Origin of the sequence: Variovorax sp. YR216, from assembly GCF_900107745.1 — a bacterium.
Lineage (GTDB): Bacteria > Pseudomonadota > Gammaproteobacteria > Burkholderiales > Burkholderiaceae_C > Variovorax.
Genome location: NZ_FNRO01000018.1, coordinates 91,105 through 117,182 on the forward strand (window position 1 = coordinate 91,105; position 26,078 = coordinate 117,182).

Genomic DNA, 26,078 nt, shown 5'->3' on the forward strand with positions numbered 1-26,078 from the left:
TCTTCTGATTGAGCGAAGCCGCCGCACCGCGAGCGGCAGGTCGCGGGGTCGCGGCGGCTCAGCCGCCCTGCCGCTCGTAGCCGGTGCTGCCGCCGAAGAGCGTGTGGCGCTGCGACCAGTCGTGCGTCTTCTCCCACAGCGCGAGCACCTGCGGCGCCTCGTCGACGAAGGACTGCAGCTGCTTCGCGTCGCGGCAGGTGCGGGTGGTCAGCTCCAGTCGATGGCCGGAGGGATCGAAGAAGTAGATCGAGCTGATGAAGTCGTCATGGTTGGTGGGCCCCACCACATTGAGCCCCTTCGCCTCCAGGTCGGCCTTGGCCCTGACCAGCGTGTCCATGTCCTCGACCTCGAAGGCGAAGTGCTGGATCCAGTCCGGCGATTCCATGTCCTTGACGTTGCCCGGATCGCGCGGGCATTCGAAGAAGGCGATGTTGCTGCCGTCCTCCATCTCGAAAAAGATGTGCACGTGCGGGCTGTACTTGCCGGTGGAGGGCACATGGTCCTCGCCCATCGCGTGGGAGAACTTCAGGCCCAGTACCTCGGTGTAGAAGGTGGTCGTCTCGCGCGCGTCGCGGCAGCGGTACGCGGCATGGTGGAGTTTCTTGCACAGCATGGTGTCTTCCTCAGGCCTTCGCCACGGCGTTGTCGATCGCGCCGAAGATCGACGCGCCCCCGGCATCGAGCATCTCGATGCGCACGCGGTCGCCCCAGCGCAGCCACGGTGTGGTGGCACGGCCGCCGGCGAGCTCCTCGTCCGCGCGCTTCTCGGCCAGGCAGGCGTAGCCGGTCTCCGGATCGAGGTTCGACACCGCGCCCGCGCCGATGATCGTGCCCGCGCTCAGGCTGCGCGTGCGTGCCGCATGCGCGATGAGCGCCCGGTAGGTGAAGAACATGTCGCGCCCGGTGTTGGCGCGGCCCATCGGCTGGCCATTGATCGACGAGAGGATCGGCAGGTCGAGCTTCTCGCCGTCCCATGCGGCACCGAGCTCGTCCGGCGTCACGGCCACCGGCGAGAACGAGCTCGTCGGCTTCGCCTGCATGAAGCCGAAGCCCTTGGGCAGCTCGGTGCGGGTGAGCGCGCGCAGCGTGAAGTCGTTGAGCAGCATCAGCAGCTTGATGTGGCCCGATGCCTGCGCAGCCGAAGTGCCCATCGGCACATCGCCCAGCACCACCGCGAGCTCGGCCTCGTAGTCGAGGCCGAGCGCCTCGTCGGGCACGACCATCGGATCGCGCGGACCGATGAAGCGGTCCGACAGGCCCTGGTACATCAGCGGATCGGTCTTGTAGTTCGGCGGCATGTCCGCGCCCCGCGCCTTGCGCGCCTTCTCCATGTGATGCAGGTACACCGAGCCGTCGAGGAACTGGAATGCGCGCGGCAGCGGACTGGCCAGCTCCTGCGGGTCGACCGCGAAGGACTGCGGCACGTCGCCCCGGTTCAGCGCGGTGTAGACCTCGCCGAGCGCGGGCGCGGCGCGATCCCAGTCCTCGATGGCCTGTTGCAGCGTGGCGGCGATCTGCGGGACCCGCACGCCGCGCGAGAGATCGCGGCTGACCACGATCAGGGTGCCGTCGCGGCCGCCTTCCTTGAGGCTTGCCAGTTTCATGTGTGTTTCTCCAGATGCGTTGTTCGACGCAAATTGTCGGAACGCGGGCATCGCGGCAAGGTGGAATTTCCGGCCAGCGGAAATGACTTGGCGGGCAATCGCTCCCGCTGTCCATGAACATGCGGCCGTGCCGCCGGGCCAGATGCATCCGTTGCCCATGCGCTCTTCACCGTCGACCTCGCTGCCTCCACTGCCCACGGATCCGAAAGCACTCCAGAAGCTCGAGGGATCGCTCGCGACGTGAAGGTGTTCAGGGCGCGGCAGGTGGAGCGGGCCTAGATTCGGCTCGACTTCTTCGACCGGACGGAGGGCACGTCCACACTCGCCAGATGCGCCTTGGCGAGCGACGCGCGCATTCGCTTCAACCCGTTCGCACCGCCCTTCTCGAGCGACAGCGCGACAGCGGCGCTTTCCTTCGTGACGGGCAGGTACTTGGCGCCCCAGCCACCAAGGGCAGCGATCACCGGCAGAAGGTCGATGCCCATCGACGTCAGCCTGTAGATCGCCTTCTGCTTGTGCGTCGGATCGTCGGTCCTGCTCAGCACGCCGACCTGCACCAGCCTGCCGAGCCGTTCGGCGAGGATGTTCGACGAGATGCCCTCCTCTGACTCCAGCAACTCGCGGTAGTGATGCCGTCCCGCGAACATGAGGTCGCGCACGATCAGCAGGCTCCAGCGGTCGCCGATGACCTCGAGCGCGAGGTTGATCGGGCAAAGCGAACGATGTGTGGTGGTCGATGTGGCCAAGCGATTCACTTGTAGTTTCAGACTGCTTGCAATTCTGCATCAGTCATCCTAGAGTGCAACTGCTTGCCTTATGCAAGCAGTTTTCCACGACCACTTCCGTGAGGGCCTCACCATGCGCAAGCTGATTCTCCAGATGCAGACTTCCGTCGACGGCCGGGTCGCTTCCGACGACGGCGGTTGCTGGCAGGTCTGGGGCTGGGGCGACGCGTGGCCCTGGGACGAATCGCTCAAGCGCGACTTCAACGCAACCCTGCAGGGCGTCGGGTGCATCCTGATGAGCCGCCCGATGATCGAGCAGGGCTACCTCGATCACTGGATGCGCATGGCGAAGGTGCTGCAGGCGGATCCGCACGGCGGCTTTGCGCGACGGATCGGCGAGGTCGAAAAGGTCGTGCTGAGCAACACGCTGTCCGCCTCGCGATGGCCGCGCACGACGATGGCGCGAGGCCCGATCCCGGAAGCCGTCGGCGCGTTGAAGCTGGTGGGCGCCGGCGACATCATCTGCTTTGGAGGCGCTGGCTTCGCGAGCGCGCTGGTCGCCGCCGGCGTGGTGGACGAGTACCAGTTCTATGTGAACCCGACGGCCGTGGGCAGCGGCGACTCGATCTTTCGCGTGACGTCCCCGTTGCGCCTGATCGGCTCGAGGTCGTATGAATGCGGGATCGTCGTCAACCGCTACACCCACGCCGGGCCCGATTGAGAGCGAAAAGGAGGAGGCTCCGTTGCCCGCGCGTGTATCGACGTGGAGCCGGGGGCGTTCAGGCGAGCGCCGTCAAACGTTCCTCCAGACGGGCAATCAGCCTGCCCAGTTCCGCCATGTCGGTCGCATTGAGCACGGGGCCGGGCCGACGCACATAGGCCGACCGGATGGCTCCCCGGCGCTTCAGCGTCTCCTTTCGCAGCGCCAGCCCGATGCCGTACTGGAACTCGTGGCGCAGCAGCGGCAGGTACACATTGAAAAGATCTTCCGCCTCCTCGTTGCGGCCTTCGTCGAAAAGGCGGCATACCTGCACCAGCATCTCGGGGTACGCGAAGCCCGTCATCGCACCATCGGCGCCGCGCAGCATTTCCTGTGGCAGGAAGAGCCCGCCGTTGCCTACCAGCACGCTGATGCGGCGGCGGCCGGCGGCGGCGCTCTGCTCGCGCACCTCGCTGAGCTTGCGCATGCCCGGGAAGTCCTCGTGCTTGAGCATCACGACCTGCGAAAAGTCGTCGACCAGCTTGTGGATCACCGACACCGACATGTGCACGCCGGTCGACTGCGGAAAGTCCTGCAGGCAGATCGGGATCGCCGGCCCGAGCAGCTTCGCCACCGTCGCGTAGTAGTTGTACACCTGCTCGTCGGTCTTCAGGTTGGCCACCGGCGCCAGCATCACGCCTGCGGCGCCCAGGTCCATGGCGGTCTTCGACAGGCGCTCGACATGCCGGTTCGAGGCATGGCTCACGCCCACCACCACCGGGGCGCGAGCGCCAACGCGCCTGAGCACCCGCTCCATCACCGTCAGCGTCTCGGCCTCGGTCAGCTTGGGTGCCTCGCCCATCATGCCGAGGATGGTGAACCCGGTGACGCCCTTTTCCAGGTAGAACTCGGTGAGGCTGTCGATGCTGGGCAGGTCGAGCTCACCGTTGTCGGTGAACGGCGTCGCGGCAATGATGTAGACGCCCTTCGAGCTCTCGCTGATCTTGGTTGTGGTCATGAGGATTCCTTTGGATGGATGAGTTTGGTTGTTGTTTGTCGTCCGCTGTGCCGCTCAGCGGCGCACGCGGCGGTGTTCGAGCCGGCCTAGCCAGCGCGTGAGCGGCCAAAGCATCAGCAGGTACATGAACGCGGCCAGCATCACCGGCGAGGGGTTGAAGACGAGCGACTGAGCGTCGCGAGCGGCGCGCAGCAGCTCCGGCATGGCCACCACGCTCGCGATGCTGGTGAGCTTCACGATCTCGATGCTGTTCCCTACGAGATCGGGCAGGACGTTCTTCACGGCCTGTGGCACCACCACATGGCGCAGCGCCTGGGCACGCGTGAGGCCGGTGGATCGCGCGGCCTCCATCTGGCCCTTGGCCACGCCTTCGAGCCCGGCGCGGAACACTTCGGCGTAGTAGCTCGCGTTGTTCAGCACGAAGGCCAGCGCCACCGCCGTGACCTTGCCGAGTTCGATGCCGAGGAAGGGCCCGCCGAAGTAGATCAGGATGAGCAGCACCAGCGGCGGGAACGCACGGAAGAAATCGATGTACCCCACGATGCCCCAGCGCACCGCCCGGCGACCCGACTGCGTGAGCCCGAGCGCCAGCGCCAGTCCCGCGGCCGCGCCCAGCGGAATGACGAGGGCCGACAGCCATACGGTCGTCCACAGCCCGCTCAGCAGGTACGGAAAGACCGCTGCATAGACCTCGAGGTTGAAGAAGTTCTGGATCAGGCTTTCCATCGCGTGCCTACCTCCGCTGCCACTGTTGCTCGAGCCACCGCGAAAACACGACCAGCGGCAGGAAGACGACCAGGTAGGCGAACGCGGCCATCATCAAAGGCGTGGGATTGCCCGCATAGCTGCTCGCGCCCTGGGCGTTGTTCAGGATCTCGTTGAGCGCCACCACCGAACCGAGCGCCGTGTTCTTGGTGATCGAGATCACACGGTTGGTCAGCGGCGGCACGGCACGACGCAGCGCCTGCGGCAACACCACCCAGCGCATCGCCTCCCACCAGCGCATGCCGGTGGAGCGAGCCGCCTCGAGCTGCCCGTGGGGCACCGACGAGATGCCGGCCCAGATGCTCTCTTCAGCGTATGCAGCCAGCACCAGCGACAACGACAGCCAGGTCACGGCGAAGGCCGACAGCGGCATGCCGAGCGCCGGCAGCCCGAAGTACAGGACGATGAGCACCACCAGCGGCGGCAGCGACCGCATGATGTCGGCGAACGCCACGATCGGCATCGCAAGCGCTCGCCGACCGATCGCGCGCAGCACGGCCAGCACCAGGCCGAGCGCCGTGCCGGTGATGACCACCGCGACACCTACCCCGACCGTCATCAGCATGCCGGCCGCAATGTTGGGCCAGTACTGCTTCGCGACCGCGACGTTGAAGAAAGTGAAGAAGAAGCCGCTGTCGACGCCTGTCATGACCGTCTGCTTCCATAGCGGGCCAGAAAGCTCCGGGTGCGCGCCTCGCGCGGATGCTCGAACACATCGGCCGCGCTGCCTTGCTCGACCACCACGCCGCCGTCCATGAAGACCACCCGGTCGGCGGCCGCGTGGGCGAAGGCCATCTCGTGCGTCACCACCAGCATCGTCATGCCGCGCTGACGCAGGTCGCGCATCACATTGAGCACGTCTTCCACGAGCTCGGGATCGAGCGCGCTGGTGGGCTCGTCGAACAGGATCACATGCGGCTTGAGCGCGACCGCGCGCGCAATGCCCACGCGCTGCTGCTGCCCGCCCGACAGTTCTGCCGGAAAGGACTTCGCCTTGGCACCCAGGCCCACCTGCTCGAGCGCGGCTTGCGCGAGCGCCTCGGCCTCGCCCCTGTTGCGCCGCTGCACCTTGCGCAACGCCAGCGCGACGTTGTCGAGCGCGCTCAGATGCGGATACAGGTTGAACTGCTGGAACACCATGCCGATGTCCTGGCGCAGCCGGTTGATGTCGACCGTGGGCGAGGTGACTTCATGCCCATTCGCGAAGATGCGGCCGCCGCTGGGCGTCTCCAGCAGGTTGCAGCAGCGCAGCATGGTGCTCTTGCCCGAACCCGAGGGCCCGATCACGCACACCAGTTCGCCGGCATGCACCTGCAGGTCAACGCCGCGCAGCACCTCGGTGCTGCCGTAGGACTTGCGAAGTCCGGAGATTTCCAGGATAGGCATCAGGCGCACTTGGGCGTGACGGGGGTCGGGTCGTAGCCCTCGGTGCCCGGCACGCCGGTGCCCGGGGCGAGCTTGACCGCGGCGTCGTCAGGACCAGGCTGGAAGCCGAACCATTTCACCGCCAGCTTGGCGACGGTGCCGTCCTTCTTCATGCACTTGAGAGCGTTCGATGCCGCGTCGCGCCCGGCCTTGTCATCGGCCCGGAAGGGCAGTGCCCACACCAGGCCGGTCTTGATGGTGTAGCTCGTCTTCAGGCTCGGGTTCTGCTTCGCAACCCAGGACACGACAGTGGTGCCGGCCAGGTTGTAGTCCGCGCGGCCCGACTGCACGGCCTGCACCGCATCGGCATTGGCGCCATACACGTCGAACTTGAAGCCGTACTTCGCAGCGTTGTCGCGCGCCCAGCCCTCGTAGTTGGAGCCCTTGTTGACTGCCAGGGTCTTGCCCTTGAGGTCTTCGAGCTTCTCGACGGCCGGGGCCGACTTCGCGCCGAGAAAGGTGTAGTCGGTGTCCAGGTAGCCCTCGGTGAAGAGCAGTGACTTTGCGCGTTCGGGCGTGACGGTGACGGGCGCGATCAGAAAGTCGTAGCGGCGGCTGTTCAGGCCCGGCACGAGACCGGAGAACTCCGCGCCCTCGATCTCGATCTTGCGGCCCAGTCGCTTGGCGAGCTCTTCACCGAGGTCGACGTTGAAGCCCTGCACACCGCCGCCGAGCTTGGCCATGGCATGCGGCGCGAAGGTGGCGTCGACCGCGGTGCGCAACGGCGCCTGCGCCAGTGCGGCGGTCGCGCCAAAGCAGCACAGCAGCGCGACCGGCACTGCACGGAGGCGCGAAGAAAGAGACTGGGACTTCATGGTTCAACTCCAGAGGATCAATCGAAGGGCAGCCGGTGTTGCGCGGCCTGGGGAAGGGGTAGGAAGGAAAGCGAAGAAAGTTCAGCTGGCTCGCGACAGGCCCACGAGTTCGCTGAAGCGGCCGCGCTCGGGGGATGCCGGGGGCCGCTGCACCAGTGGATCGGGCCGGCCGCGCGGGATGTATCGGCCCGTGCCGCGTTCGACCTGCAACGCGTTGTCGCGCACCACGCAGCGCCCGCGGCTGAAAACCTGCTCCGGCCAGCCTTGGAGCACGCGGCCCTCATAGGGCGTGTAGCCCACGTTGTCGTGCAGCATCGCGGCGCTCACTTCGACGGTGCGCTCGGGATTCCACAGCACGATGTCGGCATCCGCACCCACGGCGATGGCGCCCTTGCGCGGTGCCAGGCCGTACATGCGCGCATGGTTGGTGGACGTGAGCGCCACGAATTCCTCGATGCCCAGCCGCCCCTTCATCACGCCTTCGGAAAACAGCAGCGGCAGGCGCAGCTCGATGCCCGGTACGCCGTTGGCCATTTCCTTGAAGGTGGTGGCGTCGCCCTTGGGCAGCTTGCCCGAGGCATCGAAGCGGTACGGCGCATGGTCCGACGAGTAGACGCCGAGCGTGCCGTCTTTCAGGCCGGCCCATACCGCCTCTTGCGAATCGGCGTCGCGCGGCGGCGGGCTGCAGCAGAACTTGGCGCCTTCCATGCCGGGCCTGTCGCTGTCGGCAGCTTCCAGGAACAGGTACTGCGGGCAGCTCTCGGCGTACACGGCCGCGCCCAGGCGGCGCGCGTTGCGGATGACGTCCACCGTCTCGCGACCCGCCACATGCACGATCAGTACCGGCACGTCGGCCAGCCGCGCGAGCGCGATCGCGCGGTGGGTGGCCTCCGACTCGGCCAGCGCATCGTGCGCCACCGCATGGAACTTCGGCGCCACGTTGCCACGCTCGAGCAGGCGGTGCGCGATCCAGCGGATCATGTCGTGGTTCTCGGCGTGCATCATGACGAGCGCGCCTTCCTCGCCTGCCACGGACATGACTTCCAGCAGTTGGTAGTCGTCGAGCTTGAGCTTGTCGTAGGTCATGTAGACCTTGAGCGAGGTGATGCCGTCGCGGATCACCTTCGGCAGGTGCTCGCGCAACGCGGTCTCGTCGGGGTTGGTCAGGATCAGGTGAAAGCCGTAGTCGATCACCGCTTTCTCGCGCGCCAGCCGGCCATAGGCGGCCACCACGTCGGGAATGCTGTCGGCGCGGTGCTGCGCCGCGAACGAAAGGATGGTGGTGGTCCCGCCGAACGCCGCAGAGACGGTGCCCGAATAGAAATCGTCGGCGCACATCACGCCCATGCCCGAGAGCTGTTCGATGTGGCAGTGGCTGTCGATGCCGCCGGGCAACACCCAGCGGCCCGCAGCGTCGACGTCGCGCGTGCCCGGCCGCAGATTGGGCGCGATCTGCACGATCACGCCGTCGTTGATGCCGATGTCGGCATGGAAGGTCGCGTCGGCATTGCTGATGCGGCCGCCGCGGATGGTGAGGTCGAAGAGACCGTCGGAAGAAGGGTGCAGAGGTTTGTCGGTCATGCCAGTGTCATGGCTAAAAGGTGCCCGGGTACGAACCGCCGTCGAGCAGCAGGTTCTGTGCCGTGATGAAGCCCGCCTGCGCACTGCAGAGAAAGGCGCAGGCGTCGCCGAATTCATGCGGCAGGCCGAAGCGGCCGGCCGGGTTCGCCGCGCGGCGGCGGGCCAGCACTTCATCCGGATCCCTGCCCTGGTCCTTCGCCCATTGGTGCGCGGTTTCCAGCAGGCGGTCGGTCTCGAAGGGGCCGGGCAGCAGGTTGTTGATGGTGACGTTGTGCGCCACGTACTGGCGTGCCAGTCCGGCCACGAAACCGGTCAACCCGGAACGCGCGCCGTTTGACAGGCCGAGGATGTCGATCGGCGCCTTCACGGCCGCCGAGGTGATGTTGACGATGCGTCCGAAGCGGCGCCGGGCCATGCCGTCGATCGTGGCGCGGATCATTTCGATGGGCGCGAGCATGTTGGCATCGAGCGCGGCCATCCAGGTCTCGCGGTTCCAGTCGCGGAAGTGGCCCGGCTTGGGTCCGCCGGCGTTGGTCACGAGGATGTCGGGCGCGGGATGTGCGGCCAGCGCGGCCTCGCGCCCCACTGCGGTCGTGATGTCGGCCACCACCGCGTGCACCTGCACGCCGCTCGTTCGCCGGATGTGCGCAGCGGTTTCCTCCAGGGCGTCGCGGCCCCGAGCGACCAGCGTGAGGCTCACGCCCTCACCGGCCAGCGAGACCGCGCAGGCGCGGCCGAGTCCGCGGCTCGATGCACAGACCAGGGCGTGCCGGCCCTCCAGACCCAGCTTCACTGGCTTGCTCCCCGGGCCGGTTGCGGACGCCGGGCGAACCGGCGATTTTCAGTCGGAAGAAGGCGGGCGACAGGGGCTGTGCGGATCGCGGCGGAGGGCATGGAATGCGCGTCGGAATGGCGTTTTGTTGCGGCCCATTATTCCGACGCCGACCTGCCATGTCGTGTGACAGTTTGAGTGCCGTCCTTAACTTGTTGTTAAGTCCCTTGGGTGGAAACCCGAAAACCCTCCCTCTGCATCACGTTCTGCAGAACCTCCACGAAGGTCTGCGCCAGTTGCGACATCGGCTCCGTGCGCAACCGCACCAGGGTCGCCTTGAGGACGGGTGCGTTCACCACCGGGCGCACCACGAACTTGCTGGCCGCCCAACTGCGCGCCGAGAACTCATCGACCAGCGCGATGCCGGCTCCCGCCTGCACCAGGGCACAGGCGTTCTGCGGCGAGCCGGCCTCGATCGCGGCCCGTACGGTTTCGCCGCTCGCCTCGAAGAGCGCACCCACCATGGCGCCGAACGGTGAGGCCCGGTCGTAGGAAATCAGCGGAAACGGCAACAGATCGGCCACCGCCAGCGTGGCCCGTCGGGCGAGCGGATGGTTGTACGGGCAGATACAAATCAGCCGGCCGCTGCCGATCTCTTCCATTTCCAGGTTCGGATGGTTCACCGGGAGGATCGAGACGGCCAGATCGGCCTGGCGGTTGAGCAACCTCTCCATCAGCGGCGCATGGCCCAGGTAATGAAAGGTCAGCTTCACCTGCGGGTTGTTGTGCCGGTACTCGGCCATGGCCATCGGAATGACCATCTGCCCCACGCTGGGGCTGGCGACCAGGTTCAGGATGCCCTCCTGGTGCTCGCTGAGCTCGCGCGCAAGCTCGTTCACCCTTCTCACGCCGGCGTAGACCTGTTCGACCTCGTGGAAGAGCTTCTTGGCTTCCGGCGTCGCATAGAGCCGGCCCCGGATGCGTTCGAACAGCGGAAATCCCACACGCGCCTCGGTATGGGAAAGCAGGCGGCTCACCGCCGGTTGGGACACGAAAAGCAGTTGCGAGGCCCCGCGGATGGAGCCCGTGATCATGACTGCGCGGAAGACCTCGATCTGCCTCAGATTGAATGACATGGGGGGAGATGAAATAACACGGTGTTAATCATGACGCATGAATTGGCAAGTGTGAAACCGCCGATGCACTCCTAAACTGCGAGCCCTCGGCGCCCCCCTGCCGGGTCAAGCAGTTCCAAGGTTCACCAGGCCGCCATGAAGACCCTCTACGTCATCAACCCCAACAGCAGTGAAGCCGTCACGGCCGGCATCGACGCCGCCATGGCGCCGCTGCGCCGCCCCGATGGCCCGCGCATCGAATGCGTGACGCTGGCCGACGGTCCGCCCGGCGTGCAGACGCAGCACGACGTCGACCGCGCGGCGCTGTCGGTGCAGCGCTTCGCGCAGGAACACCAGAGTGATGCGGCAGGCTTCGTCACCGCCTGCTTCAGCGATCCGGGGCTGCACATGCTGCGCGAAATGAAGGGCGTGCTTTCATTCGGCATCAGCGAATGCGCCGCACTGACGGCGCTCACGCTCGGCCAGCGCTTCGGCGTCATTGCGATCCTGCAAGGCTCCATCGGCCGTCACTGGCGGACATGGGGCGCCATGGGCATCACGCAGCGCGTGGCGGGCGAAGCGGCCATCGGACGCACTGTGTCCGAGCTGTCCGACCAGACCGCAACGCTCACCGCCATGGTCGATGCGGGCAAGCGCCTGCGCGACGAGAACGGCGCCAACGTGCTGGTGATGGGCTGCGCGGGCATGGCCCCTTTCCGTGCGCCCTTGCACGAAGCGACGGGCCTTCCGGTGGTCGAGCCGACGCAGGCCGCCGTTTCCATGGCCCTCGGCCGAATTCAACTGGGCTGGTGACACACACATGATGGGCAACATGCATCCCGAACTCCTCAAACGCCTGCGGGCCGCCGTCGGCGACGCCGGACTCGTCAGCGACCCCGAGGCCAAGGCCGCCTACGAAACCGACTGGCTCAAGAAATGGACCGGCCGCAGCAGCATCGTCGTGCGACCGGCCGACACCGCGCAGACCGCCGAGGTCATGCGGATCTGCCACGAGACCCACACGCCGGTGGTGACGCAGGGCGGCAACACCGGCATGAGCGGTGGCGCCACGCCGGACGGCAGCGGCGCTCAGGTCGTGCTGAGCACGGTCCGGATGAATTCGATCCGGGCGATCGATCCGCTCAACAACACGCTCACCGCCGAAGCCGGCGTGCTGCTCGCCCACATCCAGGCCGCGGCGCAGGAGGTGGACCGCTTCTTCCCGCTGAGCCTGGGTTCGGAAGGCAGTTGCACCATCGGCGGCAACCTGGCCACCAATGCCGGCGGTATCGCGGTACTGCGCTACGGCAATGCGCGCGAGTTGGCGCTGGGCCTGGAAGTGGTGCTGCCCGACGGGCGCATCTGGAACGGCATGCGCGCACTGCGCAAGGACAACACCGGCTTCGACCTGCGCGACCTGTTCATTGGCTCCGAAGGGACATTGGGCGTCATCACGGCCGCGGTGCTCAAGCTGCATCCGCGTCCACTGGCACGCGCCACGGCCTGGGTGGGCGCGCAGGACATCGACGCACTGGTCCGCCTGCTCGCGCAGCTGCGCGCCGCCTGTGGCGAGCGGCTGGTGGCTTTCGAGATGCTGTCGGCCGAATCGCTGGAGCTCATCCTCGAGCATGTGAGCGACGTTCGCGCACCGCTGGGTTCGGCGCACGCGTTCCATGCACTCATCGAACTGGCGGACACGCAGGTCGAAGGCCTGCCGGAGCTGCTCGAGGCCAGCCTCGGCGATGCGCTGGAGCACGCGCTGATCGACGACGTCGCGGTGAGCGTGAGCGGTGCCCAGACGCAGGCCTTCTGGAGGATCCGCGAGGGCATCTCGCAGGCCCAGATGCGCGCAGGCAAGGCAGTGAAGCACGACATCGCACTGCCGATCTCGGCCATTGCCGCGTTCGCGCGCGAAGCCGACGCCGCCCTGCGCAACGCACTGCCCGGCGTGCGGATCATCAACTTCGGGCACCTGGGCGACGGCAACCTCCACTACAACGTGCTGCTGCCGCTCGACACCTCGCCGGATGAACTCGCGGCCACCACTGCGCGGCTGAATCGCATCGTGCACGACATCGTCGCGGCGGCCAACGGCAGCATCAGCGCCGAGCACGGCGTGGGGCAGTTGCGGCGCGACGAGCTGCGGCACTACAAGTCGGAGGTCGAATTCGACCTGATGATGCGCATCAAGCAGTCGCTCGACCCGAACCAGATCATGAATCCCGGCAAGCTGATCTGAGCCGGTCGGCCTTCTCTTTCCTTCGTCTTCATTGCTCTTCAAAACCCAAAGGACACATCCATGGATCTCGGACTCTCGGGGCGAACCGCGCTGGTGCTGGGCGCCGGCGGCGGCCTGGGCGGCGCCATTGCGCGCACGCTGGCACGCGAGGGCGCGCGCGTGGCGCTGGCCGACATCGACCTTGCCGCCGCCAGCGCCGCAGCCGGGCAGATCGCCAAGGAAGGCGGCACCGCCATCGCCCTGCAGTGGGACCTGGCCGACCTGTCGGTGATCGACCCGAACATCGCGCGCATCGAGAAGGAACTCGGCCCTGTGGATGTGCTCGTCAACAACACCGGCGGCCCGCCGCCCACGCCTGTCTCGGGCCAGACCAGCGAGCTCTGGAGCAGGCATTTCCAGAGCATGGTGATGTCCGTCATCGCCATCACCGATCGCGTGCTGCCCGGCATGCGGGAACGCAAATTCGGCCGCATCGTCACCAGCACGTCGTCGGGCGTCGTCGCGCCGATCGCGAACCTGGGCCTGTCGAATGCGTTGCGGATGACGCTGCTGGGCTGGTCCAAGACACTTGCGCGCGAGGTTGGCAAGGACGGGATCACCTGCAACATCGTGCTGCCGGGCCGCGTGGCCACCGGTCGCATCAAGTTCCTCGATGAGCAGAAGGCCAAGCGCGAGAACCGCGCAGTGGAAGACGTGACCAGCGAAAGCACCGCCAGCATCCCCGTCGGCCGCTATGGCGACCCGCAGGAATATGCCGATGTGGTGGCCTTTCTTGCGAGCCGCAATGCGTCGTACGTGACCGGCTCCGTCGTTCGCGTGGACGGCGGCCTGCTCGCCAACGTCTGAACACCATGCGCGTGCTTCGCACTTCCCCTGCCTCGCCCTTCGGTCGCAAAGTGCGCATGGCGATCGACGCGGTGGGCCTCACGCACGACGTGCGCATCGTCGCCGCGGACACCACCGACCCGGCCGACGACCTGCGCCAGCAGAACCCGCTCGGCAAGATCCCCACGCTGCTTCTCGAGAACGGCGAAGCGCTGTTCGATTCCCGCGTCATCGTGGAATACCTCGACGCGCTGGACGGCCGCGGGATCCTCGTGCCGCACGGCACCGAAAGACGCATCGCCGTGCTGCGGCAGCAGGCGCTGGCCGATGGTCTGCTCGACGCGGCGCTGCTGCAGGTGTATGAACGGCGCTTCCGCCCGGAGACGCACCAGCTCGCGTCCTGGGTGGCGCATCAGCAGGGCAAGGTCGAACGCGCCCTGGATGCGCTGTCCGCTCGCCTTCCCGACGCGTTTGCCCCCGGCCCGAACATCGGCGAGATCGCAACGGCGGCGGCGCTGGGCTACCTGGATTTCCGATTCGAAGGCCAGTGGCGCGCGACGCATCCGCTTCTTGTTCAATGGCTGGGCGACTTCGCGAGGCGGGTCCCCATGTTCGATCGCACGGCGCCCTGAGGGGCAGGCATTCAGTTCCCCTGCTTCGCCGCATCCTGCTTCATGCGCAGCGCGGTTTCGACCACCACGCGACGCAGCGATTGCACCGTGGGGTGTGCTTCCACTTCCTTCAGCGTGAAGAAGCTGACGGGCGGCAGGTTCCAGTTGAGCCGATAGGGGAGCGCAGCCCATTGGGATGAACGCTCCATCTCGACCATCACGTCGCGCGCGAAGATGGTGACGGCGTTGGGCTCCTGGCGCAGCACCATCTCGATGCTGCGCAGCGAGGTGGTCTCCAGGATCGGCATCGGCGGCTGGACGCCTGCGCCGACGAAGATCGCGTTGTAGGTCCTGCGCATGGGCGTGTTGGGCGGCGGCAGGATCCAGTCGAGCTGCGCGAGCCGGGCCCAGTCCAGCGGCCCGCGCGAGAGGCGCTTGACGTTCTTCGCGCCGACCACGAGGCAGGGCTCCTGCTCGTAGATGGCCTGCTGCACCAGGCCGCTGGCCTCGCCGTCGTACGAGCGGCCGATCGCGCAGTCGATCTCGCGTGCGAGCAGGCTCGCGACCAGCTCGTCCGTGGTCCCCTCGCGCGACATCACCGAGATGCGCGGCGTGCGGTCGAGCAGGTGGGTCAGCGCGGCTGCCAGCAGCTGCTGCGGCACCTGCTGGGTCAGGCCCAGCCGAAGGCGACCGCTGCGGCCCGCTTCCAGCGAGGTGAGCACGCGCGTGGTCGCCTCGAGTTCTGCCAGCCAGCGCCGCGCGCAATGCAGCGCGGCCTCGCCCGCGGGGGTCGGCACAAGCCCGCGGCTCGTGCGATCGAACAGCTGGCTGCCGAAGATGTCCTCGACCTCGTGCATCGCCTTGGTGATTGCCGGCTGGCTGAGCTGCATCTCGGCCGCCACACGCACGAGCGAGCGATGCCGGTCGACGGCCTGCAGCAGGGACAGCTGCCGCAACTTCAGGCGGGAAAGAAGCGCGTGCTGCAGGGCAGCGGCGGGGTCCTGGACAGTCGGCAAGGCCTTAACTCCACGGTTATAGGTGCATGAGAAATTATTTCACTTTTGTGAATTGCGGGTCCTAGACTTTTCTCCATGGACCCGATCGACGCACCGACCACCGCAGCCATCACGGCCGACTTCCTGGACGAGCTCGCCGAGGCACGCGGTGCCGACGAAGCGCTGCGGCGAATCGACCTCCAGCGCCTGCGGATCGCCCGCGGCGGCATCTTCAGCATCCAGCAGAACGTGACGACCGCGCGCGACCCGTCTGGCGAAGTCCGCCTGCGCCGCTTCTATTCGTCCGAGGGCGGAAGCTTCCCGGTCAACGGCGCAAAGCGCAAGACGCGGACGCCGTGGACCGAATGCCTCTTCGTGCGCAGCCGCGTGTTCGTCGGCGAGGGCGAGCATGTGCTTGCGCGGACCTTCGACGACTTCGAGCAGATGCGCGCCTACGAGCTGCGCAGCGTGGTCAACGTGCCGATGATGCAGGGGGCGCTCTGCTACGCGACCTTCAACGTCTTCGGCACGCGCACCCGCTGGACGCCGGAGGAGATCCTGGGCATCCGGCTGCTCGCGCTCACTGCCTCGCGATGGGTGCCTTCGATCCCCGGGCTTTCCTATTCCTTCCCTGAAGCGTCCGCCGCTTCGCCAATCCACGACGAGCGCAACCGCGGCGGCATGGCGTCGGTGCGCTGAACTGAAAAGGGGAATGCGATGCCCGTGACTGCCTTGCACCACTTCACGATTCGCTGCACGCCTGACGAGCTGCCGCCTCTGCTGGACTTCTACACCCGCGTGATGCGCCTGACGGTCGGCGCGCGGCCCGAGATTCCGGCGCCCGGCGCGTGGCTCTATGCGGACGGGCAGCCGATCGTGCATCTCTACGCGCACCTCTCGACCCCCGACAAGGCGGTCGACCCGGTCACCGGCCCTCTCGACCACATCTCGTTCCGGTCGCACGGCGTCGTCGAGATGCGCGAGCACCTGCGCGCCATGGACGAGCCCTTCGCCGAGGCGCCGATTCCCGGCTGGCCGATCCACCAGATCTTTCTCCATGACCCGCGCGGCCTCAAGATCGAAATGACCTTCTGGATGGACCAGGAAGACGAAGGGAGCGCCACGTGACCCACTTCGTCCAGGCCGGCGACTCGCGCATCGCCTTCGACCGCGAGGGCGAGGGTCCGCCCCTGCTGCTGATGCATGGCGCGGAAGCCTCGCGGCAGATGTTCTCGGCGCTGGTGCCGCATCTCGCGAGGCACTTCACCGTCATCGCCTACGACCAACGCGACTGCGGCGAAACCGAGGGGCCGGATCGCGCATCGACCCTCGCGGATCTCGCCGCGGATGCGCAGCAGTTCGTCAAGGCGCTGGGACTGCGGAACGTGCACGTGTTCGGCTCCAGCTTCGGCGGCCGGGTGGCGCAGGCGCTGGCCCTCTTGCATCCTCGCGCCGTCGACCACCTGGTGCTGGCCAGCACCTGGCCCCTGCCGCGGCCCTACGAGGAACTGTGCCCCGACGCGCGCCGGCTCGCAGAACTGCGGCGCGGCCTGCCCGGCACGGCCGAGGAGCTGGCGACCTGGTTCTTCCCCGAAGCCTTCCTCGATCAGCGGCCTGATCTGCGCCGCATCTTCGCCAACGCCCGGCCCGAATCGGCCCGCTCGGCCCGCCGCGCCGCGACCGTGGCGACGGCGCTCGCGATGGGCGTGGCCGACATCGTCGCCCCCACGCTGGTGCTGGCCGGCGAGCTCGATCGCGTGGTGCCACCGGCGGTGACGCTTGCGATGGCAGGACGGATCCGCGGCGCCGATGCGGCGCTGCTCCCGGCCATCGGCCATGTCACTGCGCTGCAGGCGCCGGAGGTCCTCGCGCATCACCTCGTCCGCTTCCTGAAACCCGAAGGAGCCAAGTCATGAGCACGAACCCCCGACCCGCACGCGGGCGGCCCGACTACATCCGCATCGAAGGCCTCTCCAAGCACTTTGGCGACGGCGGCGACGGCGTGCTCGCCCTCCAGGGCATCGACTGCGCCATCGAGCAGGGCAGCTTCGTGACCATCGTCGGCCCAAGCGGATGCGGCAAGAGCACCCTGCTGCGAATTCTTGCCGGCCTGCTCGACTACCGCATCGGCCGCGTGTTGCTCGACGGCCAGCCGATCCGCGGCACGCGACGCGACGTGGGCGTGGTGTTCCAGAGCTCCATCCTGCTGCCATGGCGCACGATCCTGGAGAACGTGATGCTGCCGGCCGAGGTGCTGGGCATCCCGATGAAGCAGGCGCGCGAGCGAGCGATGCAGCTGCTGCACATGGTCCGGCTCGACGGCTTCGAGCACAAGCTGCCCCGACAACTGAGCGGCGGCATGCAGCAGCGCGCCTCGATCGCGCGGGCCCTGCTTCACGACCCGAAGATCCTCCTGATGGACGAGCCCTTCGGCGCCCTGGACGCCATGACGCGCGAGCGCATGAACCTGGAGCTGCAGCGCATCTGGATGGAGAGCGGCAAGACGGTGGTGCTCATCACGCACTCGATCCCGGAAGCCGTGTTCCTCGGCGACCAGGTGTTCGTGATGTCTCCCCGCCCCGGCACGCTCGAGCGCGTGCTGCCCATCGACCTGCCGCGCCCGCGATCGATGGAGGTGATGGCCCATCCCGTCTTCGCCGCCGCATCCACATCCATCCGCGAGCGCTTCTCGCATGCCGCTTCGTTCGATTGAGAGGGCTTCCATGACCACCGCCATGCTCACCCCCCACGAACCCATTGCGAAAGCCGGGGAAGCCGCCACGGGCGCCGCGAGGGCGCAGCCGCGGCGCCGCGCCAATCCGCTCGCCTCGATGCGGGTGCAATCGCTGCTGCTGCTCATCACGCTGCTCGGCGCCTGGGAGGCGGCGGTGCGGCTCTTCAAGGTGCCCAGGCACCTGGTGCCGCCAGTCAGCGACATCGCGGTCGCGCTCTGGCGGGGCCTGGCGACCGGTCCGCTCGCCAAGGACGGGTTCTGGTACCACGGCGGCGTGACGGTGGCCGAGATCCTGCTGGGCTTCGTGATCGGCAGCGGCGTGGGCCTGGCGATCGGCATCGTCGTCTCGCAGATGCCGAAGGTCGAGGCGCTGCTGGAGCCCTACGTCGCCGCCCTGCAGAGCGTGCCCAAGGTGGCGATCGCACCGATCATCGTGGTGTGGCTGGGCTTCGGCATCGGATCCAAGGTGATGATCATCTGCCTGCTCACCTTCTTCCCGGTGCTGGTCACGAGCATCGCGGGCTTCAAGGCAGTGGACCCCGACCGCATCGATCTGCTGCGCTCGCTCTCGGCCACGCCGTGGCAGATCTTCCGCAAGGCCAAGTTCCCGAGCGCCCTGCCCTACATCTTCGCGGGCCTGAACATGGCCGCGGCCTTCAGCGTGGTGGGTGCGGTGGTCGGCGAGTTCGTCGGTGCGCAGGCCGGGCTCGGCGTGCTCATCCTGCAGATGGAGGCGCAGGCCGACACCGGGGGCAGCTTCGCGGTGTGCGTGGTGCTGTCGGTGATCGGCATCGTGCTCACCGGCCTCCTGCGCCGCGTCCAGCGCCGCGTGCTGCACTGGATGCCGGCCGACACATCGCAGCGGACGGTCAACGTCTGACGCCTTCCCGTTCCAGCTATTTCTTCCTGAAGGAGTGAACCATGTTGACGCGACGTGATTTCGGCCTGGGCCTTGGTGCCCTGGGCATGACGGCCAGCCTGCCGGGCCTGGCCCAGAACGTGCGGATGATGCGGGTGGCGAACACCGTGGCGGTGAATGATCCGCAGCAGTGCTTCTGCACGGCGGGCCAGCATCCCAAGCTCAACTTCTACAAGCCCAACGGCGTGGACGTGGAGTACGTCAACATGTCGAGCATCACACAGGCGCTGCAGAGCCTGCGCGGCGGACATGTGGAGTTCGGGCCGGCCGTGCCCGGCGTGCTGCTGCCGGCCATGGCCAAGGACCCGGGGCTCGACCTGGTGGTGGTCTACAAGTGGCTGCCGCGCAATGCCAACGTGATCGTGGTGAAGCCCGGCAGCCCGATCAGGACGGCCGCCGATCTCGCGGGCAAGCGCATTGGCGTTCGCAGCCAGGGTGACACCGGCATCGTCATCACCAGGACGATGCTGGCCGAGCTGGGCCTCGCGGACGACAAGTGCGAGTACATCGCCATCGGCGACGGCGCCCCGGCAGGCGCGGCGATCGACAACGACCGGGTGGACGCGATGGTGGCGTTCGACACCGCCACCGCCCGCATCGAGTTGGTGGGAACCAAGTTGCGCTACGTGCCGCTCACGCCGAAGTTCGCGCAGGTGGGCTCGGGCTGGATGTGCGTGCCGCGCAAGCTGCTGAAGGAAGACCGCAAGTCGCTGGTGGCGCTGTTCCAGGGCATCGCGAAGTCCACGATCTTCTCGAATGCCAACCTCGACACGGCGATCGATCTGCACTGGGCGGTGTACCCCGAGAGCCGCCCCAAGGGCCGCAGCGAGGACGAGGCGCGCAAGGAACTCGCCTTCATCCTGAAGGACCGCAAGAACAGCTGGATGCGCCGGCCGGACGATCCGGACCAGCGCATGGGCGCGTCGTCCCTGGCCGAATGGAAGGCCAACATCAAGATGACGGCCGAGAGCACCAGGAACCCGAAGCTGGCCGAGGAACTGGGCGACCCGAACCGCCTGTTCACCAACGAGCTCATCGACGAGATCAACGCCTTCGACAAGCAGGCGATCGTGCAGATGGCCAAGGAACTCAAGCTGTAGGCAACCGGCCGAGCCGGACCAGACAAACCAGGAGCAAACCCATGGACGTCCTCATTTCCGGAGCCAGCATGGCCGGCCTGTCGGCGGCCCACTGGTTCGCCCGCCTCGGCCACCGGGTCACCGTCGTCGAGCGCGGCGATGGCCTTCGGCCCGGCGGCGCGCCCATCGACGTTCGCGGCCGCGCGCTCGGCACGGCGCAGCGCATGGGCATCCTCGCGCGAATCGACGACGAGAGAGTCACCTTCGTCGAGCCTGCGCCAGTGCTCGACGGGTCGGGAACGCAGGTGGCCACCCTCGACCTGCGCTGGTTCGCCAACGAGACCGACGAGGACATGGAGATCACGCGGGACCGGCTCAACCAGATCCTGCTGGACGTCGTGCCCAAGGAAGTGGAGTTCCGCTTCAAGGCCTCCATCGCATCGATTGCCGATGGCCCCGGCGGCGTCGACGTCGACTTCGCCGACGGGCAGCAGGGCCGCTACGACCTGGTGGTGGGTGCCGACGGCCTTCACTCCAACGTGCGCAAGCTCGCCTTCGGGCCGGAGAAGGACTATGTGCGCCACTTCGGCTACTACGTCGCGCTGGTCGACCTGCCGAAGGACCGGGCGTGGGAGCGCGCCATGCTCAATGTCCCCGGCCTCACGATTGCCGTGCGCGACGCGGGCGATGGGCCGCAGGGGATGATGCTCGTCGCCAGCCCCGAGATCGACTACGACTATCGCGACTACGACGCGCAGCGCGCGATGATCGGCGAGTTTCTCTCGCGCGTCGACGCCTGGCAGGTGCCGGCCCTGCGCGCGGCCTTCACCGACCCCACCGCCAAGGGCTTCTACTTCGACTCGGTGAGCCAGACGCACATGCCAAGCTGGATCAAGGGGAACGTCGCTGTGATCGGCGACGCGGGACACTGCGCCGCGCTGTTGTCGGGCATGGGAACGACGTTGGCGATGGTGGCTGCGGAAACCCTCGCGACGACCTGGACCGAGTGCGAAGGCAACATGGAGGCGGCGTCTCCGAGGTATCACGAGCGCCTGCGCCCCTACGTCGACCAGTGTCAGGCATTCGCGCATGAAGGCGCGCCGATCATGGTCCCTTCGACCCAGGAGGCACTCGACGAGCGCAATGCGACATTCCGTGCGTATGCCGCGAAAGCGGTCGCGTCAGGTTTCCTGCCCGCCACGAATCGCTGCCGCTGAACGCTGGATCTGCGAAGCCATCAGGCGCTGCATGCGCGATGGCGGCTCGCGGTGCACGAGGAGCTCGATGACCCAGCCAGCCGTCACCAGGACAGCCAGTGCGCCGAGGCTGAAGATCGCTGATTCCATTGCCCGCTCCTGAGTCGTGAAGGCGGTACTTTGCGGGGCGCGGCCTTGCTTGTGAATCCTCCAAACGGATGGCGCGGTTTGTGACGTAGTTCCCTTTTTTGCCGGCGATCGTGTGGTACACGCCCCGCCCCCGAACGGTGCCGGATCGGATTTGGCGCGCATGGGCGATCTGTTCCTCGCTCGCGCTGTCACGGTGGCGAAACTGTTGGGTCAGTGGGGCATCGTCTTGCCAAAAGACGGCCGTTCACGCAACCTCCGCGACAGCGTGTCCAAAGTGGGCATCGCTGGCATCCACGGCGCATCTGCAAAGCGGAACCGCAAATAGTCGAGCGCAACCACCGCGCAGATGGCATCCAGTGTCGGTATGCCGTGCCCTGCAAATGGCGTGCGCGCTGCGATGCCCTCAATCCGCGCCATGCCCTCTGCCATCGTGCGCCGGCGGCGCAAGCCCACCGGCGTCTCGTCGAACAGCACGGGTGCGGTCACCTTGCGGGTGATGATCGTATGCACCGCGGCATCGATGACCCCGAGTGCGATACCCGCGCGCGACAGCGTGGTCAGGGCATCGGCGCCGAGCAGGCTCGGATAGTCGGGCGGCGGCCGTTCCCGCTCCAGCCACTGCACGATCAGCAGGCTTTCCGGAAGCGGTGTGCCATCGTCGGTGATCAGGGTTGGCACACGGGTCGCTGCATTGGCCTCGCGCAACCTTGGATCGTCGGCCCACGGATCGACGATCGTAGGTTCGATGTCCAGGCCCTTTTCGATCATTGCAATGCGGGCGATCCGCACCCAAGGTGAGGTGGTGTTGGCAAGGAGCTGCATGGGGAAACCTCCCGCGGAAGTGTTCAGGCCGGCAGCGCGCCGAGCTGTTTCATCATGCCAAGGTTGTCCAGCAGCGCCCAGTGCTCGATGAGCACGCCATCGCGAATCTGGAACAGGTCGAGCACGGGAACTTCGATGCGCTTCCCGGTGGCAGCGAGGTCGCCGAAGGCACCTGTGTGCGTCGCGCGGATCGTCAGCCGCACGAGGACCTTGTCTCCTTCGGCAACGAAATCCTCCAGGGGCAGTTGCATGTCGGGGAAGGCCGGCAACAGCGCATCGTGAAGCTTGGCCACGCCCTCGGGGCCCTTCACTTCAAAGGGCAGGCCCGGATCGTGGCGCACGAAGCCCGGTGCGATGTGGCGCTTCATCCAGGCCGTGTCGCCCGCGAGGAAGGCCCTGAAATAGTTGCGGCAGAGTTCCTTGTTCGCTTCGAGGGACATGTTCTCTTCTCCTTTGTTGTCGGGAACATCGCGTTCAGGCGGCGACCACGTCGAAGCCCAGGCGCGGGAAGTGGATGTGCAGGTCGCCGACCTCCGGGTCGCGGCGCAGGATCACGACTTCGCTGTCGCTGGCTGCCACCAGGGTGCCGCTCACGGGCACGCGTGCGTTGTCGTCGGGCGTCACGGTGACTGGGCAACCCGCGCGCAGGCCGCCGGGGTCGCCGTCAGGCGCCAGATGCGTGACCGGCGCCGGCTTCGCGTCGCGCGCCGTCGCAAATGCATCCTCGGCGCTCATCGCATCGGGCCGGCCATGGCCAATGGCGCTCACGCGCTCGAACCACGGAATCAGCGGCCCGTGGATGGCCATCGCATCGACTTCGGCCGGGCAGTTCTTTCGCAACAGGAAGATGGTGTGGTAGCAGGTCAGGTCGAGTGCGCTCGGCGCGTCGCCGAAGATGTAGCCGCGCCCATCGGCCAGTGCAGTCTTGAGCCACGCGTATTGCGCCGCGACGCGCTGGCGATGCAGGTGCAGTTCCGGCGCCATCGCCGCCTTGCTCATGTCGAAGCCGAGATAGCCTTCCTTGCGGTCCTTGATGAACTCGGGTGGAATCTGGTCGCCGATGAAGTGTGACAGGATGCCGATCGTGGGAACCCACATCGCACGGTCCCACGCAAAGGACAGTCCCCGTGCAACGCCCTCGCAACCCGCGGGATACAGGCTCGGCGTCGGATGCAGCCGCTCGAGCGTGGGCAGGATGATCGTGGTGTCGCAGTAGATGTCCGCGCCGATCTGCAGCACCGGCACGCGCCGGTAGCCGCCGGTCAGCGGCGAGAGCAGCGGCCGCGGCGGGGCGGCCGCGATGTCGACCGAGCGCCACGACAGCCCCTTGAGGCCGAGTGCGACGCGCACCTTCTCGGAGAAAGGAGAAAAGGCGTAGTGATGGAGGATGAGCTCTGTCATGTCGGGTCTCCTTGATTTCGTCCTCAGTACATGATGTGGCCGCCGTCGACGACGATGGTCTGTCCCGATACGAAGCCCGCCAGGTCGGAGAGCAGGTACAGCGCCGTGCCGACCAGGTCGTCGGGCTTCTGCTCGCGAGACAGCGCGCGTGCCTTCAAGAAGCTCTGCTGCCATTCCGCAGGCCGGTCGCGCGTGGCATCGGTGATCACGAAGCCGGGCGCGATCACGTTCACGCGCACACCGTGCTTGCCCACTTCCTTGGCCAGGCCCTTGGTCATCGACAGCACCGCGCCCTTGCTTGCGACGTAGTGCAGGTAGCCGGGCTGGCCCGCCACCGCAACCACCGAGGCAATATTGACGATGCTGCCGCTGCCCTGCTTGCGCATGGCGGGCATCACGGCCCGGCAGCATTGCCATACGCCCTTGACGTTGACGTTGAAGATGCGGTCCCACACGGCGGGGTCGATCTCCTCGAAGTCGGTGAGCTTGACCTCGCGGAAGTAGGCCGCGTTGTTGACGAGCCCGTCGATGCGGCCGAAGCGCGAGAGCGTTGCATCGGCCATGGCGCGCACCGAGCTTTCGTCGGAGACGTCCACGCGCACACCGAGCCCCTGGCCGCCGATCTTCTCGATCGCAGCGAGCGTCTCGTCGGCCGCATTCATGTCGGCCGCCACCACGTTGGCGCCCTGTGCGGCGCAGCCCAGCGCGAAAGCCTGGCCGATGCCAGTGGCGGCGCCGGTCACGATGACGGTGCGCCCGCCAAGCAGGTCATGGGTACTCATGTCGTCGTCTCCTGAAGATCAGTAGGGGTAGCGCTCGCTCACTGCGAGGCGCGTTTCAGGTGGTCGATCAGGCGCTTGCCGGCGGCCTGCAGCGAGTCGTAGGAGCGGATCACGATCGCGTGCCGCCGGTGAGCCCACGGCTCGTCGAGCTCGACCACCTTGATGTTCATCGCCCGCGCGTAGAGCTGTGCCATCTTGAGCGGAAGCATGCCGATCCCGAGGCCCGCCTGGACCATGGCCGCGAGGGCGTCGTAGGTATGGACCTGCATGCGGCAGTGCCAGGCCTTGTCGATCTCTGCGGCCGCGCGCTGGATCTGCAGGTTGATCTGGCTGCCGGTGTGCAGGCCGACGTAGTCGTAGTCCAGGGTGTCCGCGAACTTCGTCGAAGCCTTGCCAGCGAGCGGATGGCCCTCGGGCACCGTCAGGACCAGGCGGTCGTCACGGTACGGAATCACCTCCAGCCCGCTGACCTTCGGGCCTTCGACGATCAGGCCGATGTCGCAGGCGTTCTCCTGCACGGCAGTCAGCACTGCGGTACTCACCTTCTCTTCGAGGTGGACATCGATGAGCGGGTGCTTTTTGAGGAAGGATTCGAGGTCGGCCGGCAGGAACTGCGTCAGCGTCGAGAGGTTGGATGCGATGCGCACATGCCCGGTGAGGGACTGCGTCGCACCGAGCTTGCCGTCCGCGAAGATCAGCGGCCGAATGCCTTCCTCCACGCGCACGGCGCTCACGCGGCCGATGACGACCGAGTGGGTCCCGAAGGGCACCACGCTGTCGATGTCGCAGAACAGGTTGCACTGCGCGCCTTCGAGATAGGGCATGCCACTGTCCTCGTTGTGCCACTCGCCGACTTCGAAGCGTGCATCGCCCTTGAGCCGGCCGCTGAATGCGGACACGAGGTCCTCGTGCTCCGTGGTCAGCACGTTCACGCAGAAGCGGCCCCTGCCGATCAGCGCTGGATGGATGCTCGCGCTGTGGTTGACGCAGATGAGCAGCGACGGGGGATCCATCGTCAGCGAGTTCACGGCGGTGGCCGTCATGCCATAGCGGTTGCCGTTGACATCGGCGGTGCTGATGATCGTCACCGTGGACGCAAGCCGGCGCATGGCACGCTTGAACTCGGAGGTCACCTGGGCGCTGTCGGGGAGATTGGTTGTCATGGTGAATACCCGCAAGATGGTGCGCGGATCAGGCGCGCGGAAAGCTGGTCTCGAAGGAAGCGTGCGAGCCCATGCGAGCGGCAAGGCTGCTGAGCTTGGGGAGCTCGGGCATCCACGCCGCGTTGGGGAAGCGGAAGCGCACGTAGTCGAGCGCCACGACGCTGGCAATGACCGACAGGTCGGGCGTGCCGGCGTCATAGCTGGGCGGATCGGCTTCCAGCCGCAGCAGGCCCTGGACCATCGTGCGCCGGCGGCGCAGCCCGACGGGCGATTCGTCGAAGGCCGGGTCGGTGACCTTGCGGCCGATCAGCGTGTGGACTGCCGCGTCGATCACGCCCATGGCGATGCCCGCCCTGGAGATCGTGCCCGTCGGGTCGTTGCCCAGCAGGGAGGGCTGCGGCTTCCTGTTCTCGAGCCAGAGCACGATGAGCAGCGACTCCGTGAGCGGCCGCCCTTCGTCGGTCAAGAGCGCCGGCACGCGCGCGGCCGCATTGGCCTCGAGCAGCGGCGGCGCATCCGCCCACGGGTCGACGACGGTCGTCCCGATGTTCGCGTGCCCTTTCTCGGCCAGTGCGATGCGCGCAATGCGTGCGTAGGGCGAGGTGGTGTTGAGCAAGAGTTGCATGTACTGCTCCTGGCCTG

General features: G+C 67.1%; 31 protein-coding genes. 12 read left to right on the forward strand and 19 right to left on the reverse strand.

Translation table 11 applies throughout. The annotated features are described in order from the left end of the window. Window positions 1-58 precede the first annotated feature (58 nt). The 3 genes from BLW05_RS29515 to BLW05_RS29525 form a co-directional block, all read right to left on the reverse strand. Window positions 59-613 carry a VOC family protein gene (locus BLW05_RS29515; RefSeq protein ID WP_093167376.1) on the reverse strand — a complete coding sequence of 185 codons (555 nt, stop codon included), beginning with the start codon at window positions 611-613 and terminating at the stop codon, window positions 59-61. Window positions 614-623: 10 nt separating this feature from the next. Beyond that, window positions 624-1,604, reverse strand: coding sequence for a fumarylacetoacetate hydrolase family protein (locus tag BLW05_RS29520; RefSeq protein WP_093167378.1), 981 nt, complete (start codon window positions 1,602-1,604; stop codon window positions 624-626). A gap of 275 nt (window positions 1,605-1,879) precedes the next feature. Further along, a complete protein-coding gene (locus BLW05_RS29525) occupies window positions 1,880-2,350 on the reverse strand; it encodes a winged helix-turn-helix transcriptional regulator (RefSeq protein WP_256330552.1) in 471 nt (156 codons plus the stop codon). A 112-nt stretch (window positions 2,351-2,462) separates the two neighbouring features. On the opposite strand from BLW05_RS29525, the gene BLW05_RS29530 reads away from it, so the two are divergent. Beyond that, window positions 2,463-3,050: a dihydrofolate reductase family protein gene (locus BLW05_RS29530; protein ID WP_093167456.1), complete on the forward strand. Its 588-nt coding sequence runs from the start codon at window positions 2,463-2,465 to the stop codon at window positions 3,048-3,050. A gap of 58 nt (window positions 3,051-3,108) precedes the next feature. Here BLW05_RS29530 and BLW05_RS29535 read toward each other — a convergent pair whose 3' ends face one another. The 8 genes from BLW05_RS29535 to BLW05_RS29570 all read right to left on the reverse strand — a co-directional run bounded on the left by BLW05_RS29535 (window position 3,109) and on the right by BLW05_RS29570 (window position 10,541). Further along, window positions 3,109-4,047 (reverse strand): dihydrodipicolinate synthase family protein, encoded by a 939-nt coding sequence (locus tag BLW05_RS29535; protein WP_093167380.1) that lies wholly within the window; start codon window positions 4,045-4,047, stop codon window positions 3,109-3,111. A 54-nt stretch (window positions 4,048-4,101) separates the two neighbouring features. Next, window positions 4,102-4,773, reverse strand: coding sequence for an amino acid ABC transporter permease (locus BLW05_RS29540; RefSeq protein WP_093167382.1), 672 nt, complete (start codon window positions 4,771-4,773; stop codon window positions 4,102-4,104). A gap of 7 nt (window positions 4,774-4,780) precedes the next feature. Further along, entirely contained in the window at window positions 4,781-5,461 is a 681-nt protein-coding gene (locus BLW05_RS29545) for an amino acid ABC transporter permease (RefSeq protein ID WP_093167384.1), read from the reverse strand. Next, entirely contained in the window at window positions 5,458-6,198 is a 741-nt protein-coding gene (locus BLW05_RS29550) for an amino acid ABC transporter ATP-binding protein (protein WP_093167458.1), read from the reverse strand. Before BLW05_RS29550 ends, BLW05_RS29545 begins: the two co-directional genes overlap by 4 nt. After that, window positions 6,198-7,052 (reverse strand): transporter substrate-binding domain-containing protein, encoded by an 855-nt coding sequence (locus BLW05_RS29555; RefSeq protein WP_093167386.1) that lies wholly within the window; start codon window positions 7,050-7,052, stop codon window positions 6,198-6,200. Before BLW05_RS29555 ends, BLW05_RS29550 begins: the two co-directional genes overlap by 1 nt. 81 nt (window positions 7,053-7,133) lie before the next feature. Beyond that, window positions 7,134-8,633: a dihydropyrimidinase gene (hydA, locus tag BLW05_RS29560; protein WP_093167388.1), complete on the reverse strand. Its 1,500-nt coding sequence runs from the start codon at window positions 8,631-8,633 to the stop codon at window positions 7,134-7,136. A gap of 13 nt (window positions 8,634-8,646) precedes the next feature. Then, window positions 8,647-9,426 carry an SDR family oxidoreductase gene (locus BLW05_RS29565; RefSeq protein ID WP_093167390.1) on the reverse strand — a complete coding sequence of 260 codons (780 nt, stop codon included), beginning with the start codon at window positions 9,424-9,426 and terminating at the stop codon, window positions 8,647-8,649. Between the two features lie 197 nt (window positions 9,427-9,623). Next, entirely contained in the window at window positions 9,624-10,541 is a 918-nt protein-coding gene (locus tag BLW05_RS29570) for a LysR family transcriptional regulator (protein WP_093167392.1), read from the reverse strand. Between the two features lie 135 nt (window positions 10,542-10,676). Here BLW05_RS29570 and BLW05_RS29575 point away from each other — a divergent pair, with 135 nt between their 5' ends. From BLW05_RS29575 to BLW05_RS29590, 4 genes are read left to right on the forward strand one after another with little or no spacing between them, the layout of a single operon-like run. Further along, a complete protein-coding gene (locus tag BLW05_RS29575) occupies window positions 10,677-11,333 on the forward strand; it encodes an aspartate/glutamate racemase family protein (protein WP_093167394.1) in 657 nt (218 codons plus the stop codon). Window positions 11,334-11,352: 19 nt separating this feature from the next. Beyond that, window positions 11,353-12,759, forward strand: coding sequence for an FAD-binding oxidoreductase (locus BLW05_RS29580; RefSeq protein ID WP_256330553.1), 1,407 nt, complete (start codon window positions 11,353-11,355; stop codon window positions 12,757-12,759). A 60-nt stretch (window positions 12,760-12,819) separates the two neighbouring features. Then, the gene (locus BLW05_RS29585; protein ID WP_093167396.1) at window positions 12,820-13,605 is read left to right on the forward strand and encodes an SDR family oxidoreductase; all 786 of its coding nucleotides are present in this window, start codon (window positions 12,820-12,822) and stop codon (window positions 13,603-13,605) included. A 5-nt stretch (window positions 13,606-13,610) separates the two neighbouring features. Continuing rightward, window positions 13,611-14,216, forward strand: a complete 606-nt coding sequence (locus BLW05_RS29590) for a glutathione S-transferase family protein (RefSeq protein WP_093167398.1) — start codon at window positions 13,611-13,613, stop codon at window positions 14,214-14,216. A gap of 11 nt (window positions 14,217-14,227) precedes the next feature. On the opposite strand, the gene BLW05_RS29595 is transcribed toward BLW05_RS29590, so the two are convergent. Continuing rightward, a complete protein-coding gene (locus BLW05_RS29595; protein WP_093167400.1) occupies window positions 14,228-15,211 on the reverse strand; it encodes a LysR family transcriptional regulator in 984 nt (327 codons plus the stop codon). A 75-nt stretch (window positions 15,212-15,286) separates the two neighbouring features. Between BLW05_RS29595 and BLW05_RS29600 the strand changes: the two genes are divergently transcribed. The 7 genes from BLW05_RS29600 to BLW05_RS29630 are packed head-to-tail and all read left to right on the forward strand — an operon-like array spanning window position 15,287 to window position 21,139. Beyond that, window positions 15,287-15,889: a hypothetical protein gene (locus tag BLW05_RS29600; RefSeq protein ID WP_093167402.1), complete on the forward strand. Its 603-nt coding sequence runs from the start codon at window positions 15,287-15,289 to the stop codon at window positions 15,887-15,889. An 18-nt stretch (window positions 15,890-15,907) separates the two neighbouring features. Continuing rightward, window positions 15,908-16,318, forward strand: a complete 411-nt coding sequence (locus BLW05_RS29605) for a VOC family protein (protein ID WP_093167404.1) — start codon at window positions 15,908-15,910, stop codon at window positions 16,316-16,318. Further along, complete coding sequence (locus BLW05_RS29610) at window positions 16,315-17,106, forward strand: alpha/beta fold hydrolase (protein ID WP_093167406.1); 792 nt, start codon at window positions 16,315-16,317, stop codon at window positions 17,104-17,106. Before BLW05_RS29605 ends, BLW05_RS29610 begins: the two co-directional genes overlap by 4 nt. Then, window positions 17,103-17,903, forward strand: coding sequence for an ABC transporter ATP-binding protein (locus BLW05_RS29615; RefSeq protein WP_093167408.1), 801 nt, complete (start codon window positions 17,103-17,105; stop codon window positions 17,901-17,903). Before BLW05_RS29610 ends, BLW05_RS29615 begins: the two co-directional genes overlap by 4 nt. A gap of 10 nt (window positions 17,904-17,913) precedes the next feature. After that, window positions 17,914-18,804 carry an ABC transporter permease gene (locus BLW05_RS29620; protein WP_177142855.1) on the forward strand — a complete coding sequence of 297 codons (891 nt, stop codon included), beginning with the start codon at window positions 17,914-17,916 and terminating at the stop codon, window positions 18,802-18,804. Between the two features lie 41 nt (window positions 18,805-18,845). After that, a complete protein-coding gene (locus tag BLW05_RS29625) occupies window positions 18,846-19,943 on the forward strand; it encodes an ABC transporter substrate-binding protein (protein ID WP_093167412.1) in 1,098 nt (365 codons plus the stop codon). A 41-nt stretch (window positions 19,944-19,984) separates the two neighbouring features. Next, window positions 19,985-21,139: an FAD-dependent monooxygenase gene (locus BLW05_RS29630; protein ID WP_177142856.1), complete on the forward strand. Its 1,155-nt coding sequence runs from the start codon at window positions 19,985-19,987 to the stop codon at window positions 21,137-21,139. Here the strand turns inward: BLW05_RS29630 and BLW05_RS36145 are convergent. The 7 genes from BLW05_RS36145 to BLW05_RS29660 all read right to left on the reverse strand — a co-directional run bounded on the left by BLW05_RS36145 (window position 21,104) and on the right by BLW05_RS29660 (window position 26,061). After that, window positions 21,104-21,268 carry a hypothetical protein gene (locus tag BLW05_RS36145; RefSeq protein ID WP_177142857.1) on the reverse strand — a complete coding sequence of 55 codons (165 nt, stop codon included), beginning with the start codon at window positions 21,266-21,268 and terminating at the stop codon, window positions 21,104-21,106. The genes BLW05_RS29630 and BLW05_RS36145 overlap by 36 nt on opposite strands. A 210-nt stretch (window positions 21,269-21,478) precedes the next feature. Next, window positions 21,479-22,090, reverse strand: coding sequence for a glutathione S-transferase N-terminal domain-containing protein (locus BLW05_RS29635; RefSeq protein ID WP_093167416.1), 612 nt, complete (start codon window positions 22,088-22,090; stop codon window positions 21,479-21,481). 23 nt (window positions 22,091-22,113) lie between these two features. Continuing rightward, on the reverse strand, window positions 22,114-22,530 hold the full coding sequence (locus BLW05_RS29640) for an ester cyclase (protein ID WP_093167418.1): 417 nt from the start codon (window positions 22,528-22,530) through the stop codon (window positions 22,114-22,116). Window positions 22,531-22,564: 34 nt separating this feature from the next. Then, window positions 22,565-23,491, reverse strand: a complete 927-nt coding sequence (locus BLW05_RS29645) for a glutathione S-transferase family protein (protein WP_093167420.1) — start codon at window positions 23,489-23,491, stop codon at window positions 22,565-22,567. Window positions 23,492-23,514: 23 nt separating this feature from the next. Then, window positions 23,515-24,273, reverse strand: coding sequence for an SDR family NAD(P)-dependent oxidoreductase (locus BLW05_RS29650; protein ID WP_093167422.1), 759 nt, complete (start codon window positions 24,271-24,273; stop codon window positions 23,515-23,517). 38 nt (window positions 24,274-24,311) lie between these two features. Further along, window positions 24,312-25,436, reverse strand: a complete 1,125-nt coding sequence (locus BLW05_RS29655) for a LysR substrate-binding domain-containing protein (RefSeq protein ID WP_093167424.1) — start codon at window positions 25,434-25,436, stop codon at window positions 24,312-24,314. Window positions 25,437-25,464: 28 nt separating this feature from the next. Further along, window positions 25,465-26,061, reverse strand: a complete 597-nt coding sequence (locus BLW05_RS29660) for a glutathione S-transferase N-terminal domain-containing protein (RefSeq protein ID WP_093167426.1) — start codon at window positions 26,059-26,061, stop codon at window positions 25,465-25,467. Between the last annotated feature and the right edge of the window lie 17 nt (window positions 26,062-26,078).